The organism is Microbacterium sp. 1262, from assembly GCF_040544895.1.
GTDB classification, from domain to species: Bacteria; Actinomycetota; Actinomycetes; order Actinomycetales; family Microbacteriaceae; genus Microbacterium; species Microbacterium plantarum.
The window spans coordinates 1,528,099-1,546,634 of record NZ_JBEPKU010000001.1 but is presented as its reverse complement, the minus strand read 5'-3'; the positions used below and the strand labels follow the sequence as shown (position 1 = coordinate 1,546,634).

The 18,536-nt window shown below is 70.0% G+C and carries 16 protein-coding genes; 13 read left to right on the top strand and 3 right to left on the bottom strand.

Annotation, left to right across the window (positions count from 1 at the left end; genetic code table 11):
• Positions 1-129 precede the first annotated feature (129 nt).
• Together pknB and ABIC53_RS07380 are read right to left on the bottom strand one after the other, a co-directional pair.
• The gene (pknB, locus tag ABIC53_RS07385) at positions 130-2,085 is read right to left on the bottom strand and encodes a Stk1 family PASTA domain-containing Ser/Thr kinase (protein WP_274177627.1); all 1,956 of its coding nucleotides are present in this window, start codon (positions 2,083-2,085) and stop codon (positions 130-132) included.
• An 87-nt stretch (positions 2,086-2,172) separates the two neighbouring features.
• On the bottom strand, positions 2,173-3,276 hold the full coding sequence (locus ABIC53_RS07380; RefSeq protein ID WP_502915547.1) for a LysM peptidoglycan-binding domain-containing protein: 1,104 nt from the start codon (positions 3,274-3,276) through the stop codon (positions 2,173-2,175).
• 261 nt (positions 3,277-3,537) lie between these two features.
• Between ABIC53_RS07380 and ABIC53_RS07375 the strand changes: the two genes are divergently transcribed.
• Complete coding sequence (locus ABIC53_RS07375) at positions 3,538-3,888, top strand: Rv2175c family DNA-binding protein (protein ID WP_274177629.1); 351 nt, start codon at positions 3,538-3,540, stop codon at positions 3,886-3,888.
• Positions 3,889-3,910: 22 nt separating this feature from the next.
• Here ABIC53_RS07375 and ABIC53_RS07370 read toward each other — a convergent pair whose 3' ends face one another.
• Positions 3,911-4,984, bottom strand: a complete 1,074-nt coding sequence (locus ABIC53_RS07370) for a polyprenyl synthetase family protein (protein WP_282502373.1) — start codon at positions 4,982-4,984, stop codon at positions 3,911-3,913.
• Positions 4,985-5,052: 68 nt separating this feature from the next.
• Between ABIC53_RS07370 and ABIC53_RS07365 the strand changes: the two genes are divergently transcribed.
• The 12 genes from ABIC53_RS07365 to ABIC53_RS07310 all read left to right on the top strand — a co-directional run bounded on the left by ABIC53_RS07365 (position 5,053) and on the right by ABIC53_RS07310 (position 18,416).
• Positions 5,053-5,424, top strand: a complete 372-nt coding sequence (locus tag ABIC53_RS07365; protein ID WP_112613936.1) for an SCO2097 family morphological protein — start codon at positions 5,053-5,055, stop codon at positions 5,422-5,424.
• Between the two features lie 151 nt (positions 5,425-5,575).
• Positions 5,576-6,007, top strand: coding sequence for a division/cell wall cluster transcriptional repressor MraZ (mraZ, locus tag ABIC53_RS07360; RefSeq protein WP_023951570.1), 432 nt, complete (start codon positions 5,576-5,578; stop codon positions 6,005-6,007).
• A 100-nt stretch (positions 6,008-6,107) separates the two neighbouring features.
• Entirely contained in the window at positions 6,108-7,067 is a 960-nt protein-coding gene (rsmH, locus tag ABIC53_RS07355; RefSeq protein ID WP_354450896.1) for a 16S rRNA (cytosine(1402)-N(4))-methyltransferase RsmH, read from the top strand.
• Positions 7,064-7,684 (top strand): cell division protein FtsL, encoded by a 621-nt coding sequence (gene ftsL, locus ABIC53_RS07350; protein WP_112613940.1) that lies wholly within the window; start codon positions 7,064-7,066, stop codon positions 7,682-7,684. Before rsmH ends, ftsL begins: the two co-directional genes overlap by 4 nt.
• A 5-nt stretch (positions 7,685-7,689) precedes the next feature.
• Positions 7,690-9,483, top strand: a complete 1,794-nt coding sequence (locus tag ABIC53_RS07345) for a peptidoglycan D,D-transpeptidase FtsI family protein (protein WP_354450894.1) — start codon at positions 7,690-7,692, stop codon at positions 9,481-9,483.
• Between the two features lie 28 nt (positions 9,484-9,511).
• Positions 9,512-10,924: a UDP-N-acetylmuramoyl-tripeptide--D-alanyl-D-alanine ligase gene (locus ABIC53_RS07340; protein ID WP_354450892.1), complete on the top strand. Its 1,413-nt coding sequence runs from the start codon at positions 9,512-9,514 to the stop codon at positions 10,922-10,924.
• Positions 10,921-12,030, top strand: coding sequence for a phospho-N-acetylmuramoyl-pentapeptide-transferase (gene mraY, locus ABIC53_RS07335; RefSeq protein WP_354450890.1), 1,110 nt, complete (start codon positions 10,921-10,923; stop codon positions 12,028-12,030). Before ABIC53_RS07340 ends, mraY begins: the two co-directional genes overlap by 4 nt.
• Entirely contained in the window at positions 12,027-13,574 is a 1,548-nt protein-coding gene (gene murD / locus ABIC53_RS07330) for a UDP-N-acetylmuramoyl-L-alanine--D-glutamate ligase (RefSeq protein ID WP_354450888.1), read from the top strand. Before mraY ends, murD begins: the two co-directional genes overlap by 4 nt.
• Positions 13,525-14,808: a putative lipid II flippase FtsW gene (gene ftsW / locus ABIC53_RS07325; RefSeq protein WP_282502378.1), complete on the top strand. Its 1,284-nt coding sequence runs from the start codon at positions 13,525-13,527 to the stop codon at positions 14,806-14,808. The genes murD and ftsW overlap by 50 nt, the downstream gene beginning before the upstream one ends.
• Before the next feature lie 10 nt (positions 14,809-14,818).
• Positions 14,819-15,892 carry a UDP-N-acetylglucosamine--N-acetylmuramyl-(pentapeptide) pyrophosphoryl-undecaprenol N-acetylglucosamine transferase gene (locus ABIC53_RS07320; RefSeq protein WP_354450886.1) on the top strand — a complete coding sequence of 358 codons (1,074 nt, stop codon included), beginning with the start codon at positions 14,819-14,821 and terminating at the stop codon, positions 15,890-15,892.
• A 49-nt stretch (positions 15,893-15,941) separates the two neighbouring features.
• A complete protein-coding gene (murC, locus tag ABIC53_RS07315; RefSeq protein WP_114587904.1) occupies positions 15,942-17,342 on the top strand; it encodes a UDP-N-acetylmuramate--L-alanine ligase in 1,401 nt (466 codons plus the stop codon).
• A gap of 144 nt (positions 17,343-17,486) precedes the next feature.
• Positions 17,487-18,416 (top strand): cell division protein FtsQ/DivIB, encoded by a 930-nt coding sequence (locus tag ABIC53_RS07310; protein ID WP_274177636.1) that lies wholly within the window; start codon positions 17,487-17,489, stop codon positions 18,414-18,416.
• Positions 18,417-18,536: the final 120 nt, after the last annotated feature.

Below are 18,536 nucleotides of genomic sequence, written 5' to 3'. Positions count from 1 at the left end.
CGGCTGCCCCTCGAGTACCAGGGGGTCGAGCACCGCACCTTGCGGCGACGGTGGCTCGACGACCTCACGCGCGTTCAGCTGTTCGAGGATGCCGGGTACCGGGTCATCGGCGCGCGGCGGCGGAGAGGGTCAGCCGGTCGCGGTGATCTGCAGCGTGATCGTGGTGCCGCGCACGTGCTTGCTGCCACCGGCGGGGTCCTGAGCGGTGACCTTCGTCAGTCCGTCCGGCCAGATGTTCCACAGCGCCGAGAAGCTGACCTCGAAGCCGGCGTCGCGGAGCGTCTGTGCGGCCGCATCGCGGGTCTGTCCGACGACGCTCGGCACCTCGAACAGCGGGGGGCCGCTCGAGACGATGAGCGTGACGACGTCGCCCGGCCGCCAGTTGCCTTCTTCACCGCGGTCGGCGATGCCGATCACATCGCCCTTCGCGATGCGCTCGCTCGCCTCGGTGCGGGTCTCGCCCGACACCTCGAGTCCGGCGTCCGTCAGGATTCCGGTGGCACGGTTGACGCTCTGGCCCGCGACGTCGGGCACGGCACCCCGAGAGACCAGCAGTGCGGCTGAATCGCCCTGGCGCAGCGTGCATCCACCGGAGCAGTCGACCGGTTCGCCACCCCCCGCAGGCGTGCCGGAAGCGCGGATGACGGTGCCGTCGGCGACATCCGGATCGAACTCCGCGTCGGCATCGTCCGAGACGGCGATGACGTTCTGGCGGAGGATCTCGCGCGCTGCGTCTTCGGTCTGACCCGACAACGCGGGTATGGAGACTTCCGCCGGGCCCCGCGAGATCACGACCGTCACGACCGCCTCTCGATCGAGCCGGGAGCCGGGGTCGGGGTCGGTGCGGATGGCGAGCCCCTCTGCGACGTCGAGGCTGTTCTCGCCGGTCTCCTGGGCCTGGAGTCCCTGTGCCATGATGGCGGCTTGCGCATCGGCGAAGCTCGTTCCGCGCACATCGGGAACGGCGACCAGCGAGCCCGGCCCCGAGCCGAACCACCATCCCGTGCCGCCGGCGAGAGCCGCCAGCAGAAGCACGATCGTGACGAGCCAGGCGCCCTTCGTCCGGTTGCGACGTGCGTGTCGGCGCAGCCGGGTCGCGTTGTCGACATCCGTCGTGACGGGGGGCGCCGTGAACGTCCCGGGCATCACCTTCGTGAGCTCGCCGGAACCTTCGCCGTCGTCGTCGATGACCACCACCGGCGCGCCGGACGGCGCCGTGCGCACGACCTGGGGGAACACCCCGAGTTCACGCTCGATCTCTCGCAGCCGATCGAGCATGACCTTGGCGTCGAGGGGACGCTCGTCGGGCTCGCGTTCGGTCGCCCACAGCACCAGCTCGTCGAGCTGCTCGGGCACCCCCGGGTTCTTCGCGCTCGGGCGCGGGACCGAGTCGGTCGCGTGCTGGTAGGCGATCTGCATCGGTTGCTCGCCCTTGTAGGGCTGCTCGCCGGCGAGCATCTCGTAGAGCATGATGCCCAGGGCGTAGATGTCGCTGCGGGCGTCGGCCGTGCCCCGGGTGACGAGTTCAGGTGCCAGGTAGGCGATCGTGCCGAGCAGCATCTGCCCGGTCGCGGTGTTCGCCGTCGTGGCCCGAGCGAGGCCGAAGTCGCCGATCTTGATGCGACCGTCCTCGGCCAGCAGGACGTTCTCCGGTTTGACGTCGCGATGCACGATCCCGGCGCGGTGGGCGGCGGCGAGACCGGACAGGATCGCATCCATGATGGTGATCGTCTGAGGGATCGTCAGACGCTTCTGCTCGCGCAGCAGCTCACGCAGAGTGATGCCCGGGAGGTACTCCATCACCAGGTAGGCCATCTCGCCGTCCTGGCCCTGGTCGAAGACGTTGACCACGTGCGGATCGGCCAGACGCGCCGCAGAGCGGGCCTCCTGGATGAAGCGGCTCTGGAAGACCGAGTCGTCCGACAGATGCCCGTGCATGACCTTGAGTGCCACGCGTCGCTCGAGTCTGAGGTCGGTCGCGACGTAGACCGTGGCCATGCCGCCACGGGCAATGCGAGCGCGGACGCGATACCGCTGGTCGACCAGTCGGCCGATCAGCGGGTCGGTCTGCTGGCTCATGCTCACGGAGCGATTCTACGGAGCGGATGCTGCGAGCCCGGGCAACGGCTCACCCTCGTGCGTCGGCGACATGGCTTCCGAGCGTTCTCGGAGTCAGCCGAGTGCGGCGAGCCAGCGATAGGCCTGCTGTTCCCACTCGCCGTACCGCTCGGGGTAGGCGGAGATCTGCACGGCCTGCGCGGCGTCGGTGAAGGCGAGGCTCTCCCACCCCGGGATATCGAGCAGTCCGCGCGTCGCGGTGCCGTTGGGATCGGCCGCGCCGCCGTAGAACGTGGCGATGGAGCGAGCGGGATCGCGCACCTGATCGGGGGTGCCCCACCCGGTGCTCGGACGCTGCTGGAAGAGGCCGAGCGAGTCGCGGTCGCCCCAGTCGAGGTTGCGGATCCACGACTCGACCATCGCAGTCGCCAGGGCGATCGCGATCCCGCGGTCGGGCACACCGCGTTCCCGACCGACCTGGATGATCAGCCGCGCGTTGGCGATCTGCTCCGCGTCGAGGCCGAGGTCGGGGAGAGCGGCGGTCTGGACGGCGGGTGCTGCGGCGGCTGCCGGGATCACGAGCTGCTGGCCGGGATAGATGATCGAGGAGCGGTCGAGCCCGTTCGCCGCGAGTACGGCGTCGAGGCCGAGACCGTGAGCGGCGGCGATCGCCGACAGCGAGTCGCCTGCCGACACGGTGTGCGCCGCGGCGGCGATCGGCACGGACTGCGAGGCGTCCGCGGCTGCGGGCGCCGGCGTCGGGGCGGCCGAGGGCGACCCCGGCACCGCGAGCGTCTGACCGGGGAAGATCACGGCGCCGTCCGCGAGCCCGTTCGCCGCCAGGAGTGCGGCGACGTCGACGCCGTGCGCCTGAGCGACCGACCACGGGGTGTCGCCGCTCGCGACGGTATGGGTGAGTCCCGTCGAGGTGGTCTGGGCTACGGGGGCCGCAGCCGGCGTCGCGGAGGCGCCCGGCTCCGCGCTCAACCGGATGCGGTCGCCGGGGCGGATGACCGACGACCAGTCCAGGCCGTTCCAGGCCAGGAGATCGACCGTGCGGAGTCCGTAAGCGGACGCGATACGGCTGACGGTGTCGCCGAGCACGACAGTGTGCTCTGCGGGACGTGCCGAGAGCGGGCGCACCGGGCTCGCGGTGCCGACCGTGGCGGCTCGGAGCGACGCGCCGGGGACCGCGTCGCGCTGGGCGGTCTCGGTCATCGGCGCTGCCGTCGCCGGCTGCGCGGTCAGGCTGAGCGCGATGGAACCGACGACGGCGGGCGCGACGGCGCCACGCAGGCGTGGTCGCGGGCGGTGCGGGGGAGAGTTCGAGTCGCGGCGCACGGAGGGTCCCTTCTCGGAGGTCTCGGAAACGCTGACATGTTGCTGTGAGAGGTGTCAACCGAAGTGACTGCTGTGACTCCTGTGAAAGCCGACCCGGAGGCGGGCCAGGACGCCGATCGGAAGTGACATAGTGAAGGGGTGAGCACTCCCGATTACCCCGCCGTTCCCCTGTCCTGGCTGACACTGCCCGAGGTCGTCGAGCTGACGGGCGAGACGCTCAGCCGCGTCCGGCGACTGCTGGATGAGAATCACCTCATCGGCTCGCGTCGGGACGGAACGCTTCGCGTGCCGGAGGCCTTCTTCCTCGACGGCGCGCCGCTGTCGTCGCTCCGGGGCACTATCACCGTGCTGCACGACGCCGGGTTCTCGGACGACGAGGCGATCGACTGGCTGTTCGCCACCGAGGACTCCATCGGCGCCGCTCCCATCGCCGCCCTGCGCGCAGGACGGAAGACCGAGGTCCGCAGGGTCGCGCAGACGCTCGCCTGACCGGAGCAGAGGCTCCGGACGCTCAGGCGGTCCGCTGGATCGCGGCCTGTCCGATCTCTCGGAGCGTTGCGATCTCGGCACCACCGATCGGCGCGTCATCGAGCGCCGCATCGGCTGCGGCGGCGAGCTGCGCGATCTCCTGTTCGAGGCGCTGGACGGCGCCGCTCTCGTCGATGACCCGCTGCAGGCGTCGGATGGTCGCCTCGTCGAGTGCCCGGTCGCCGAGCGCAGCATCGAGGTCGGCGCGGCCGTCGGCGTCCATCGCTTCGCGCGCGTAAGCGATGAGGACGGTCCGCTTGCCCTCGCGGAGATCGTCGCCGGACGGCTTGCCCGTCACCGCGGGGTCGCCGAAGACGCCCAATACGTCATCGCGCAGCTGGAAGGCGAGACCGACGGAGTGGCCGAACTCAGCGAGGGCCTCGCGCTGGGCCGCGGTGGCGCCGCCGAGTGCCGCGCCGATCAGGAGGGGCTGCTGCACGCTGTATCGAGCGGACTTGTAGGACGCGACCCGCAGTGCTCGGGCGGCGTGCTCGTGGTCGGGTGCCGTGGCCCACGCGGCCTCTTCGGCCACGTCCAGATACTGCCCGACCGTGACATCGCGCCGCATCGTCGCGTACTGGCGGCGGACGTCCGACGCGAAGCGGTGTCCGTCGACGGCCTCTTCGAGGAGGTCGTCGCTCCAGGCGATGAGCAGGTCGCCGAGCAGGATCGCGGCGGCCCGTCCGAACGCGTCGGCGTCACCGAGCCAGCCGGATCGGCGATGCGCCTCCTCGAGGGCGCGATGGGCGGCGGGGCGTCCTCGTCGCGTGTCCGAGTTGTCGACCAGATCGTCGTGCACGAGCGCGGCCGCATGGAAGATCTCCAGGGAAGCGGCGACACCTGCGATGTCGGCGTCGTCGGAAGAGACCCCGGCCACCGCGTGCCCAGCCGTGAGGAACCGCGCGCGGAGGCGTTTGCCGCCGGCGACGGCGGCGAAGGCGCGGTCGACGAAATCGACCGCTTCGGCCCCGAGATCGGCGGCCTCGGCCCGCCGTTCCGCCGCGAAGCTTTCCAGTCGCTGGGAAACGGTCGAGATCGGGTCGGCGGAGCTCGTCACAGGCCTAGCCTAGTTCTCATCAGCGCGCGTAGAATCGGGCGCATCGGTACCCGAACAGAGGGGGATGCATGCCACTGTCAGAACAGGAGCAGCGGCTGCTTGACGAGATGGAACGCCATCTCATGCGCAATGAAGCAGACGTCGTCAGTGCTCCGCGCGAAGGTCAGTCCCTCAGCTACCGCAACATCGTCTACGGTGCGGTGCTCGTCCTCCTCGGTCTCGGCGGTCTCATCGCCGGCGTCTCGAGCAGCATCATCGCGATCGGCGTCGTGGCCTTCCTCGTCATGGTGGGCGGGGTCGTGCTGGCGCTGACGCCCTCTCGCAACGGAACAGCGAGCCGACCGACGGCGACCACCGGCACGCGAAAGCCCGCCGCCCGGTCCTCGAATTTCATGGACCGGATGAACGACCGCTGGGACCGCCGCAACGGCGAACGCTGACGCATCCCGCTTCTTCTCAGAGCACCGACCTTCGGGTCGGTGCTCTTTTTTGTGCCCTGGGGGAGGAATGGGTGCTGTGGCCATAGTGAAGTGGAGGAAAGTGGAGTAAAGTGGTGGCCACCGACGGGCCGGGAGGGGGTGGTGGAGCACCATGCTTCTCGGCACGCACACCCCCAAGCTCGACGAGAAGGGCCGCGTCATCCTCCCCGCCAAATTCCGCGACGACCTCGGCCCCGGTGTCGTCGTCACGCGCGGACAGGAGCGGTGCCTCTACGTGTTCAGCACGGTGGAGTTCGAGCGTGTCTACGAGCGCATCCGCGAAGCGCCTCTCACGAACAAGCAGGCGCGTGACTTCCAGCGGATGTTCCTCTCCGGCGCGAGCGCGGAGAAGCCCGACAGCCAGAACCGCATCACCGTTCCGCCGCACCTGCGCACCTACGCCGGGCTGGGGCGCGAACTGGTCATGACCGGTGTCGGCGCGCACGCCGAGATCTGGGACGCAGATGCCTGGAACGCCTACGCCGCAGGCAACGAAGACGCCTACTCCGACATGGAGCAGGAGGTGATCCCGGGACTCTTCTGACCCGTGGCCGTGATCCTCAGCCGCTGGCCCTGACGCACTTCCCCGGTGTCAGGTCGCAGCGGAGGGGGATCAGGGCTCCGGGACCCGTCCCGCCACGACCATGACGAACGACGACATCCACACCCCCGTCCTGCTCGACCGCTGCGTCGAGCTGCTCTCGCCCGCGCTCGACCGCGAGGGCGCCGTCGTCGTCGACGCGACCGAAGGCATGGGCGGTCACTCAGAAGCGCTTCTCGAGAGGTTCCCCGGCGTTCGGCTCGTCGGGCTCGACCGTGACACCGACGCCCTGCGCATCGCGGGAGAGCGCCTCGCCCGGTTCGGAGACCGCGTCGACCTCGTCCACACCGTCTACGACGGCATCCGCGAGGCCCTCGATTCGCTCGGCATCCGGCGCGTGGACGGCATCCTGTTCGATCTGGGTGTCTCGTCCCTCCAGCTCGATGAGGCAGAGCGAGGGTTCGCCTACGCCCAGGATGCTCCTCTAGACATGCGTATGGATCAGACTGCGGGCACGACCGCGGCAGAGATCCTCGCGACCTACAGCGAGGGCAACCTGCGGCGCATCTTCGAGCGCTACGGCGAGGAGAAGCTGGCAGGGCGGTATGCGCGGGCCATCATCGAGGCGCGGGGCCGGGCGCCGCTGACACGATCAGGTCAGCTCGTCGACGTCCTCATCGCCGCGACCCCGGTCGCCGTGCAGCGCGACCGTTCCGGGCACCCCGCGAAGCGCGTGTTCCAGGCCCTGCGCATCGAGGTCAATGCCGAGCTCGCCGTGCTCGAGCGCGCGCTGCCGGCGGCGCTCGACGCGCTGGCCCTCGGTGGACGCATCGTCGTGATGTCGTACCAGTCGCTCGAAGACCGCGCGGTCAAGCGCGTGCTCGCCGAGGCGTCGTCATCGACTGCCCCCAGCGGCCTGCCCGTCGAGCTCCCCGAGCATGCGCCGCGGTTCCGGCTGCTGGTCCGCGGCGCGGAACTGGCGTCCGCGGAAGAACGTGAACGCAATCCCCGCGCGACGCCGGTCCGGCTGCGTGCGGCGGAACGGATGAGGGAGGCCTCGTGACTGCCGACAACACCGCCCGCATCCCATCGCCGCTCGGCGACGACTTCTTCGCGAGCGTTCCCGGTCGCCTGCCGCGCGAGGGGGAGCGGGAGCGTCAGCGCGATCTGCGCCTCGTCGCCGGCGCTTCCCGTCGGCGTCGCCCGCGCATGCTCTACGGCGTCATCGCCGTGTCGGGCGCGGTGCTCATCGGGGCGGTGCAGATGGGGTTGTCGATCCTCACGACCCAGACCTCGTATGAGATCTCCTCGCTCTCGCAGCAGCAGCGGCAGCTCACCTGGCAGAAGCAGATCATCGAGGATGATCTCGCGGGACTCGCCTCACCTCAGTACCTCGCGGCCAATGCGACCGCCCTGGGCATGGTGATCGCCGAGTCTCCGAACTATCTGCGACTCAGCGACGGCGCCGTGCTCGGATCCGCCAGCGCCGCGGGCGCGCACTCGAACGTCGACGCCCTCGGCCGCGCCGCCGTCGCCAATTCGCTCGTCGCCGGCGTCCCGCTGGTCACCGATCCCGCTGCCAGCCTCGAGACCGGCACGAGCACCGACGAGCTGGTCGGTGCCGATCGAGCGACACCCCCGCCCATCGCCGACGGATTGCCCGCCCCGACCACACACTGAGACACATGACGACACGAGCCACCCGCAGTCCGCGCCGCCGTACGGTCGTCGCACTCCTCGTCGTCCTCACCGTCCTCGTCGCGTTCATCGTCCGGCTCGTCGACATCCAGGTCGTCAACGCCGAGGAGCACGAGGCCGACGCCCGCAACCTCGCGATGGAGGCCGGGACCGACCTGTTCGGGACGCGCGGCGACATCACCGACACCAACGGCGCGACCCTCGCCACGACGACCTCCGTCTACGACGCGAAGATCGACCCGAAGCTGGCGATCGAGGGGATCAAGCGCAAGAACGACGACGGTCAGACGGTCACGGTCACCTGGCCCGAGCTGGCCGCCGAGATCGCCGCCGTGACCGGGCAGGATGCCGCCGAGGTCGAGGGCATCGTCACGACGGCCGTCGCCGCCGACCCGGAGTCGCGATTCGCGTACCTCGAGCGGGGGATCTCGACGGCCCAGTACCGCGCTCTCGCCGATCTGAAGCTCCCGTTCGTCGGGTTCGACCCCCACCCCCACCGGACCTACCCCGACGGGGCGGTGGCGGGCAACGTCATCGGTTTCGTCGGCTCGGACGAAGCGCCGCTCGAGGGCATGGAGGCTCTGCAGAACTCGTGCCTGCAGAGCAGCGACGGCAAGGTCCGCTACATGCGCAGCCTCGACGGCGTCGTCATCCCCGGGACGGAGATCGAAGACCCCGCCCCGGTGAACGGCGGGACGCTCCGTCTCACGATCGACCGCGACCTGCAGTGGTACATGCAGCAGCTCATCGCCGAGCAGACGCAGAACCTCGGCGCCGAGAGCGGCTCGATCCTCGTGGTCGAGGTCGCCACGGGGAAGATCCGCGCCGCTGCCGAGTACCCCAGCGTCGACCTCAATGACATCGCGGCATCCGATCCCGCGGACCGGGGCAGCCGCCTCTTCCGCGACTCGTACGAGCCGGGATCGACCTTCAAGCCGGTGACGGCCGCGACCGCCATCGAAGCGGCGGGGCTGACCCCGCTCTCGACCGCATGGTCACCCGATCGGATGGAATTCCCCAACGGAGCCGTCGTCAACGACTCGGAGCACCACGAGGCCCAGAACCTGACGCTCACGGGAGGGCTCGTCACGTCGTCCAACGTCGCCCTGTCGCAGTTCGGTTCGCAGGTCGACCCCGAGACCCGGCTGGAGTACCTCAAGAAGTTCGGTGTCGGAGAGGGCACCGCGCTCAACTGGTCGGGTGAACCCAAGGGCACGTACATCCCGACCGACCAGTGGGACAACCAGACCTACTACACGACGACCTTCGGCCAGGCCTTCACCGTGACGGCGCCGCAGGTGGCATCGGTGTATCAGACGATCGCCAACGGCGGTGTGCGCGAGCCGCTGAGCCTCGTCGAGTCCTGCACGGCGTCGGACGGAACAGTGACCGAGCCGGATCTTCCCGAGCCGGTGCGCGTGATCAAGGAGAGCACCGCCAGCCAGGTGAGCGAGATGCTCGAGAACGTCTTCGCTCAGGGGACCCTCGCGGACGACATCGCGATCCCCGGGTACCGTATGGCGGGCAAGACGGGAACCGCTCAGAAGGTCGATCCGAACACCGGCGCGTACAAGGACAACCTGTACTACACGTCGCTGGTCGGCTACGCACCCGCCGACGATCCGAAGTATGTTGTCCTGACGGCGTTCGACGAGCCGAAGACCCTGCGCCTTTCGGCAGCGAACCGGCCGGCGTTCCAGAAGGCGATGACCCAGGTGCTCAAGCACTACCGGATCATGCCGTCCGACTCACAGACGCCACTGCTCCCCGTGACCCAGTGATGCGCATCAGCGCGTCCGAGGATTGAACATGATCTCCCTTCCGTTGTCCGACATCGCTCGAGTGCTCTCCGGCACCCTCCACCTCGCCGGGAGCGACGCTCCCGACACCCGGGTCGAAGGGATGGTCGACACGGACTCGCGGAACATCGGTCCGGGCGACGTCTTCGTGGCCAAGCCGGGCGAGGCGACCGACGGGCACCTCTTCGTGCCGGCGGCCGCCGAGGCCGGAGCCGCGCTGGCGGTCGTCGAGCACCTCGTCGACGCCGAGATCACGCAGATCGTCGTCGCCGACGCCGTGACGGCGCTGGCTGACCTCGCTCGCGAGGTCGTCGGACGCGTGCGCGCGACGGGTGATCTCCGCGTCGTGGGGATCACCGGCTCCAACGGCAAGACCACGACGAAGAACCTCCTCGCGCGCATCCTCGAGGGGGAGGGGCCGACGGTCGCGCCGCGGGCGTCGTTCAACAACGCCGTCGGTGCGCCGTTGACCATGCTTCGTGTCGCTGACGACACGCGTTTCCTCGTCAGCGAGTTCGGTGCGGACGGCTCGGGTCAGATCGCACGTCTGGCCGGTCTCGTGACCCCCGACGTCGGAGTGGTCCTCATGGTCGGCATGGCGCACGCGGGCGGGTTCGGCGGCGTCGAGGCGACGCTGAAGGCGAAGACCGAGCTGGTCGAGGCGGTCCGTCCCGGCGGCGTGGCCGTCCTCAACGCCGACGACGCGCGCGTCGCGACGATGGCTGCGGTCGCGGAGGCTCGCGACGTCCGCGTCCGCTGGTTCGGGCGGGGCGCCGCGGCAGAGGTGCGTGCGGACGACGTCGAGGTGGATGCATCGGGGACCTCGTGCGTCGTCGTGGTCGGCGACCAGCGGATGCCGTTGCGGTTGCGGGTCCTCGGCGAGCATCACGTCATGAACGCGTTGGCCGCGATCACCGCGGCTCTCGAGCTCGGGGTCGCGCTCGAAGACGCCATCGCGCGGCTCGAGACGGTCGAGCTCGCAGAGCGCTGGCGGATGCAGCCGCTCGGGTCGGAGTCCGTGCGCATCATCAACGACGCCTACAACGCGAGCCCCGACTCGATGGCCGCAGCTCTGCGCACTCTCGCGCAGATCACGCAGCCCGGCGAGCGCAAGGTGGCCGTGCTCGGTGCGATGAGCGAGCTCGGTGAGTTCGCCGGTGACGAGCATGATCGCGTCGGCCTCCAGGCCGTCCGCCTCCGCATCGAGCGGATCGTGGTCGTCGGCGCCGAGGCGCGACGCCTGTACCTCGCTGCGATCGGCGAGGGGTCGTGGGACGGCGAGGCGGTGTTCTTCGCCGACGCCGATGCCGCGTACGACTACCTCATCGAGGAGCTGCGGGCGGGCGATCGCGTGCTGGTGAAGTCGTCGAACTCCGCGGGGCTGCGGCACCTCGGTGATCGTCTGGGAGAATTCTTCTCGTGAGATCTCTGCTGACGGCCGCGACGATCTCGCTCGCGTTCACACTCTTCCTGACGCCCCTGTTCATCCGGATCTTCGAGAAGCTCGGCTGGGGCCAGGTCATCCGCACGCCGGACGACGCGACGAACCCGAGTCACCACGCCAAGCGTGGAACGCCCACGATGGGCGGAATCATCTTCATCTGCGGCACGATCGTCGGCTACCTCGTGGGGACGCTGACCGGCGGGGCGCCGCCATCGATGTCGGGTCTCCTGGTCATCTGGATGATGGTCGGGCTGGGGATCGTCGGGTTCATCGACGACTACATGAAGGTGCGCTCGCAGCGCAGCCTGGGGCTGTCCGGATGGCGCAAGGTCGCCGGCCAGGTGATCGTGGCAGTCTCTTTCGGCATCCTCGCCCTGCTCGTGCCCAACGACGGCGGCGAGCCGGTCGGGCGCCCCTTCATCTCGCTGTTCCGCGACATCGACTGGTTGTCGTTCATGGCGCTCGGCGGTGTCGCCGGCTGGCTTCTCTACCTCGCGTGGATCTCGTTCCAGGCGGTGGCCTGGTCGAACGCGACGAACCTGACCGATGGACTCGACGGGCTCGCGACCGGCGCGGGCATCTTCACCGTGTCGGCCTACAGCCTCGTCACCTTCTGGCAGTTCCAGCAGCGCTGCGCGAGCGGTGCTCTCGTGCCGGCGTACGAGTCCGCCTGCTACACGACCAACGACCCGATGGATCTCACCATCATCTCGGCATCCTTCGTCGGCGCGCTCGTCGGGTTCCTCTGGTGGAACGCGCCCAAGGCCAAGATCTTCATGGGTGACGTCGGATCGATGGCGATCGGCGGGGTCATCGTCGCTATGGCCGTGCTCTCGCGCACCGAGCTGCTCGCGGTCATCATCGCCGGCGTGTTCATCATCGCGCCCGGCTCGGTGATCCTCCAGCGCTACTACTTCAAGGCCACCGGCGGTAAGCGCCTGTTCCTCATGAGCCCGTTCCACCACCACCTCGAGATGCGGGGGTGGCCCGAGGTGACGATCGTCGTCCGGATGTGGATCATCGCCGGAATGCTGGCGGTCGGCGGCGTCGGTCTCTTCTACGTCGCATGGCTGGCAGCGGTATGACCGCCCGTCTGGACAGCCTCACGAGCTGGCACGCTGACTGGCGCGGACTCCGCGTCGTCGTCCTCGGGCTGTCGGTCACCGGCTTCTCCGTCGCTGACACCCTCGCCGAGCTCGGCGCCGATGTGCTGGTTGCCACCGAGGGCGCGGATGCCGAGTACGCGCGGCTTCTGCCCGTCATCGGCGTCTCGCTCCATGACGGCTCCTTGCAGAGCGTGCCGGAGACGGTCGTCGCGCACGCGCCGGAGGTCGTGATCGCATCCCCCGGGTTCCCCCCGCACCACCCGGTGATCCGCTGGGCACGCGAGAACGGGATCGCCGTCTGGGGCGACATCGAGCTCGGGTGGCGCGTGCGCGACAAGGTCGTCCGTCCTGACGGCAGCCCGGCTGACTGGGTGCTCATCACGGGCACGAACGGCAAGACGACCACGACGCAGCTCAGCGCGGCCATGCTCGCCGCCGGCGGGCTGCGGGCCGCCCCGTGCGGCAACATCGGCGTCCCGGTACTCGACGCCGTCCGCGATCCGGGTGGTTTCGACGTCCTCGTCGTCGAGGTGTCGAGCCATCAGCTCTGGTACCTCGGCCTGGCCGAGGGCCCCGACCGGCTTTCGCCTCACGCGAGCGTGTGCTTGAACCTCGCGGACGATCACCTCGAGTGGCATGGTTCATTCGAGGCGTACCGCGACGCGAAGGCCGTCGTGTACGAGAACACCCGCGTCGCGTGCGTCTACAACAAGTCGGATGCAGCCACCCGCGAAATGGTCGAGGAGGCCGAGGTCGTCGAGGGCTGCCGCGCCATCGGGTTCGACCTGGGGGTTCCGGGCCCGAGCGATCTCGGGGTCGTCGACGGCATCCTCGTCGATCGCGCCTTCCATGAGGACCGGCGTTCGTCGGCTCTCGAACTGACGACGGTCGTCGAGCTCGCGGCGCGCGGCCTCGCGGCTCCTCACATCGTCGCGAACATTCTCGCCGCGGCGGCCCTCGCTCGCTCGCTCGATGTCGAGCCCGCCGCCATCCGCGAGGCGGTGCTGGCGTTCCGCCTCGACCCGCACCGGATCGAAGTGGTCGCTCGCGTGTCGGGCGTGACCTGGGTGGATGACTCGAAGGCGACCAACCCGCACGCGGCGGCCTCGTCGCTCGCCGCCTTCCCGGGCGCGATCTGGGTCGTGGGCGGGCTCCTCAAGGGCGTCGACATCTCCGAACTCGTCGCGGGACGAGGTGCGGCGACCAAAGCGGCCATCGTCATCGGCGAGGACCGCACCGCCGTGCTCGCCGCGTTCGCGCGACACGCCCCCGCGGTTCCGGTGATCGAGGTCGAGGCGACTCAGACTGAGGATGTCATGGCACGGGTCGTCGAACTGGCGGCCGGCGTCGCCGGTGACGGGGATGTCGTGCTCCTCGCACCCGCTGCGGCGTCGTTCGATCAGTTCGCCTCCTACGCAGACCGCGGTCGTCGCTTCGCGGAGGCCGTGCGCGAACGGATCGGAAGGGGAGACGGTGACCACGACGCCGAGCCGCCCGACGCCCCCGCCGACGAAGCTCGCTGACGACGGTCAGACGCGGAGCGGCTTCGCGGCGCGTGTGTCGCTGGGGCGCGTGTTCGCGCCGGTGCCCAGCGAATTCCTGCTGCTCGCCTCGACCGCCCTCATCCTGACCGGCTTCGGCCTCGTGATGGTGCTGTCGGCGACGATGGCGACGGCCAACGCGAGCCCCTTCGAGACGGTGCTGAAGCAAGCGGTGTTCGCGCTGCTCGGCATCCCGCTGATGTTCATCGCGAGCCGGATGCCGCTGCGGTTCTGGAAACGCATCGCGTGGCCGGCCCTCGTCGCCGGCATCCTTCTGCAGCTGCTCGTCTTCGTGCCCGGCCTCGGCGTCCGCAACGATGGAAACACCAACTGGATCTCGGTCTTCGGGTTCCAGGCGCAGCCGTCGGAGTTCCTCAAACTCGCCCTCGCCGTGTGGTTGGGCTTCGTGCTCTACCGGAAGCAGACGCTCCTGTCGAAGTGGCAGCACGTGTTCATCCCGGTCGTTCCCGTCGGCGCTCTGGTGATCGGCACCGTCATGGGCGGTCACGATCTGGGCACGGCGATGATCCTCATGGCGATCCTCCTCGGCTGCCTCTTCTTCTCCGGCGTCAAGCTTCGGCTCTTCGTGATCCCGTTGATCCTGGTCGTGGCTGCTGCTGCGGTGTTCGCGGTCACGAGCCCGAACCGCATGGCGCGCATCATGAGCTTCCTCAACGTCGACTCGACCGACTGCTACTTCGCCGATGCGGGTTCGTGCTACCAGCCCCTCCACGGGATCTGGGCGCTCGCGAGCGGCGGCATCTTCGGTCTGGGGCTCGGCAACTCGCGCGAGAAGTACCAGTGGCTGCCCGCCGCCGCGAATGACTACATCTTCGCGATCGTGGGGGAGGAGCTCGGCCTCATCGGCTGCGCCGTCGTCCTCGCTCTCTTCGCGCTCTACGCCGTCGGGGCTTTCCACATCGTGCGCAAGACCCACGATCCGTTCGTGCGGATCGTCTCGGGCGGCATCACGATCTGGATCGTGGGTCAGGCGCTCGTGAACATCGGCGTCGTCCTGCGCATCTTCCCGGTCCTGGGCGTGCCGCTGCCCTTCATGTCGCAGGGCGGGACCTCTCTCGTGTCGGGTCTGCTGGCGACCGGGGTTCTGCTCTCGTTCGCGCGGACGCTGCCCGTTCGCGCTCCGGCGCTCGAGGCCGCCTCAGGGGCGCGACCGGTGCGTCCCGCGGGCGCCGAGGCACGCTCGGCCCGCCGGTAGGCTCGGTGCAGTGACGACCTACCTTCTGGCAGGCGGCGGCACGGCGGGCCATGTCAATCCGCTTCTCGCCGTGGCCGATGCCCTGCGCGACCGACGACCCGACGACACGGTTCTGGTACTCGGAACCCGCGAGGGGCTCGAGTCCCGGCTGGTCCCCGAACGGGGCTACGAACTGCTGATCGTCGACAAGGTGCCCTTCCCCCGGCGTCCGAACGGTGCCGCGATCCGTTTCCCGGCCCGTTGGCTGCGTGCGGTCGCGCAGGTGCGCACATATATCCGCGAGCGAGGAGTCGACGTCGTCGCCGGTTTCGGTGGCTACGCCGCCGCTCCGGCCTACGTCGCGGCGCGCCGCGAGGGCGTGCCCTACGTCGTCCACGAGGCGAACGCCCGTCCCGGGCTCGCGAACGTGCTCGGCGCCCGACGCGCGGCCGCGACGGGCATCGTGTTCGACGGCACCCCGCTGCGCGGTGCGCAGGTGGTCGGAATGCCGCTTCGCCGCGAGATCGTCGACCTCGACCGGGCGGCGCGTCGTGCCGAGGCTGCGGCGGCCTTCGGTCTCGACCCCGCGCGCCCCGTCGTGCTGGTCTTCGGAGGCTCGCTGGGCGCTCGTCGGCTGAACGAGGCGCTCGCGGGCTCGTGGCGAGACATCGTCGATGCCGGCTGGCAGGTGCTGCACGCGTCGGGCGAGCGCAACGAGGTCTCCGAGGCCGCGTCGCCGGACTACCGGGTCGTGCCCTATCTCGATCGAATGGACCTGGCGTTCGCCCTCGCCGACGTCGTCGTCTCGCGCTCGGGGGCGGCGACGGTGAGCGAGATCAGCGCGCTCGGCATCCCCGCCGTCTACGTGCCCTACGCGGTGGGCAACGGCGAGCAGGCGCTGAACGCCGCGGGAGCCGTGCGCGCCGGAGCCGCGCGCATCATCGACGACGCCGACTTCACGCCCGAGCGCGTCCGCTCCGAGGTCGTGCCCCTGCTGAGCGACGGCGACGAACTGGAGCGGATGCGGCGCGCAGCCGGCGCCGTCGGCACACGCGAGGGGGCGGCGAACGTGGTGGCCCTCCTGGATGCCGCCCAGCGACGCTGAGGGCGTGGCGGGCGGTGCTGTCAGCCGGGCGACCTAGACTTGACGGGTCATGATCAGACCCGACTTGAGCCTCCCGATCCCCGCCGACATCACCGCCGCGCACTTCATCGGCATTGGTGGATCGGGCATGTCCGGCCTCGCCGGGATGTTCCTCGACCGCGGCATCCGCGTCTCGGGATCCGACCGGGCCGACAGCCCTGCGATGCGCGCGCTGGCCGCCCGCGGCGCCGACGTCCACATCGGACACGACGCGGCGCATCTTCCCGACGACGCCGACACGGTCGTCCACACCGGGGCGATCTGGCCCGAGAACCCCGAGTTCCTCCTCGCCAAGGAGCGCGGCCTGCACGTCATCCACCGCTCGCAGGCCCTGCACTGGCTCGTCGGCGGCCGCCGACTCGTGTCGGTGGCGGGTGCGCACGGCAAGACGACCTCCACGGGCATGATCGTCACGGCGCTCCGTGGTCTCGGGACGCGGCCGACCTTCGTCAACGGCGGTGTCATCGCCGACCTGGGTGTCTCGAGCGCGACCGGAGACGACGATGTCTTCGTCATCGAAGCCGACGAGTCCGACGGCACCTTCCTGCTCTACGACACCTCCATCGCCCTCATCACGAACGTCGATCCGGATCACCTCGATCACTGGCAGACCCGAGAGGCGTTCTACGACGGCTTCGTCCGCTTCGCAGATGGCGCGCGCGAGGCCGTCGTCATCTCCGCCGACGACCCGGGTGCAGCACGCGTCGCGGCCGCCCTCAGCCACCGCCGCGTCGTCACCTTCGGTGAGGCCGCCGACGCCGACGTCCGCGTCTCCGACATCGTGACGGACGGGCCGGTGTCGTTCTCGCTCACCGCCGGGGGAGAGACGGCCCACGGCCGGCTCTCGGTGCCGGGCGCCCACAACGCGATCAACGCGGCGGGCGCCGTCGCCGTGCTCGTCGCCCTCGGATACGAGCTCGAGCGCGCCCTCCGAGCGGTGGAAGGATTCGGCGGCACGGCCCGACGGTTCGAGCTCCACGGCGTCACCCGGGGCGTCAGCGTCTACGACGACTATGCGCACCACCCGACCGAGGTGGCTGCGGCGCTCTCCGCAGCGCGGACCGTCGTGGGCGGCGGGCGGATCATCGCCCTGCACCAGCCGCACACGTACTCGCGCACGCAGGAGATGTTCCGCGAGTTCGCCGACGTGCTCGAGACCCATGCCGACCACACGGTCGTCCTGGATGTGTACGGAGCGCGCGAAGATCCGGTGCCGGGAGTGACGGGCGAGTTGGTCAGCGGCGCGTTCACCGACCCCGGGCACGTGCACTTCGTCGCCGATTGGCAGGAGGCCGCCGACTACGCGGCGGGCGTCGCGCGCGAGGGCGACTTCATCGTCACCCTCGGTTGCGGCAACGTCAACCTGATCATCCCGCAGGTGCTCGAGTCGCTCGCCCGGGCGGAGGGGTAGCCGGTGCGTCGCCCGAGTCCGCTGCCACCGTCCCCGCGGCCGCGCGGCGGGCAGGACGGCGCCAGTGCGCCGGCCGACCGTCCCACGTCGGCTCCGCGGCGGGTGGACCCACCGCGGCGCGACGCCGATGAGCGGAGTGCGGGCGTGGCGGAAAGCGTCTCGCCGGACGCCACCGAGACCCAGCCCGTCGAGGAGCTGTGGCACCAGCGCGGCCGCGACTACGGGATAGCGCCGATCATCCCGTTCGATCCGCCCGCCCGCGGAGAGTCGGCGGCGCCGCCCGCATCCGACGTCTCGGATGTCGGCGAGCCCGACCGGCCGCTCACGGCGCGCGATCTGTGGGGCGCGGCGCGTGCGAGGCGGCGGGCGCTGCGTCGCGAGGTGCGGCGCTTCACGGCACGTCAGCGTCGGCGCAGACGTATCTGGCTGATATCCGCCGGCGTTCTGGCGGCTCTCGTGCTCGGGTCTATCGGTGCCGCCTACAGCCCCTTGTTCGCGGTCGAACGCGTCACGATCGTGGGAACCTCGCAACTCGACGCCGGCGCGGTCGAGACAGCGCTCGAGGGTCAGATCGGGACGCCGATGCCCCTCGTCGACGAGAGCGCTGTGAAGGCAGCACTCGTCTCCTTCCCGCTGGTCGAGTCGTACAGCCTCGAAGCGCGTCCGCCGCACGAGCTCGTGGTTCGCATCGTCGAGCGGACACCGGTCGGCGCCGTGCAGGGCGAGGCCGGTTACACGCTGGTCGATGCCGCGGGCGTCGCGCTGTCGACCACCCCGGAACCGCCGTCCGGCCAGCCGCTCCTCGAGGTCGAGGGAGGCCTGTCGTCGAGCACCTTCGCCGCCGCGGGGCAGGTCTTCCGCTCGCTGCCGGAGTCCCTGCGGACCCAGGTCACGGTGCTGTCCGCGACGACGCCGAACGACGTGACGCTCACGCTCACCGACGGCCGCTCGGTGGTCTGGGGCGGGGCGAGCGACTCGGCCAAGAAGGTCCAGGCGCTCGAAGCGCTCATGGCGGCTCGACCGGATGCCTCCGGCTACGACGTGTCGTCGCCGCAGGCGGCAGTCGTCCGCTGAGTCGTCGATCCTGCCCCTTTTCCGCTGCTCCGAGAAACGCGCAACACGGGATGTCGCGACACGCCGCGCACGTCCGGCGGGTGAGTCCCTGAGTGCGTAGCTTCAACTCAGGAATTGCAT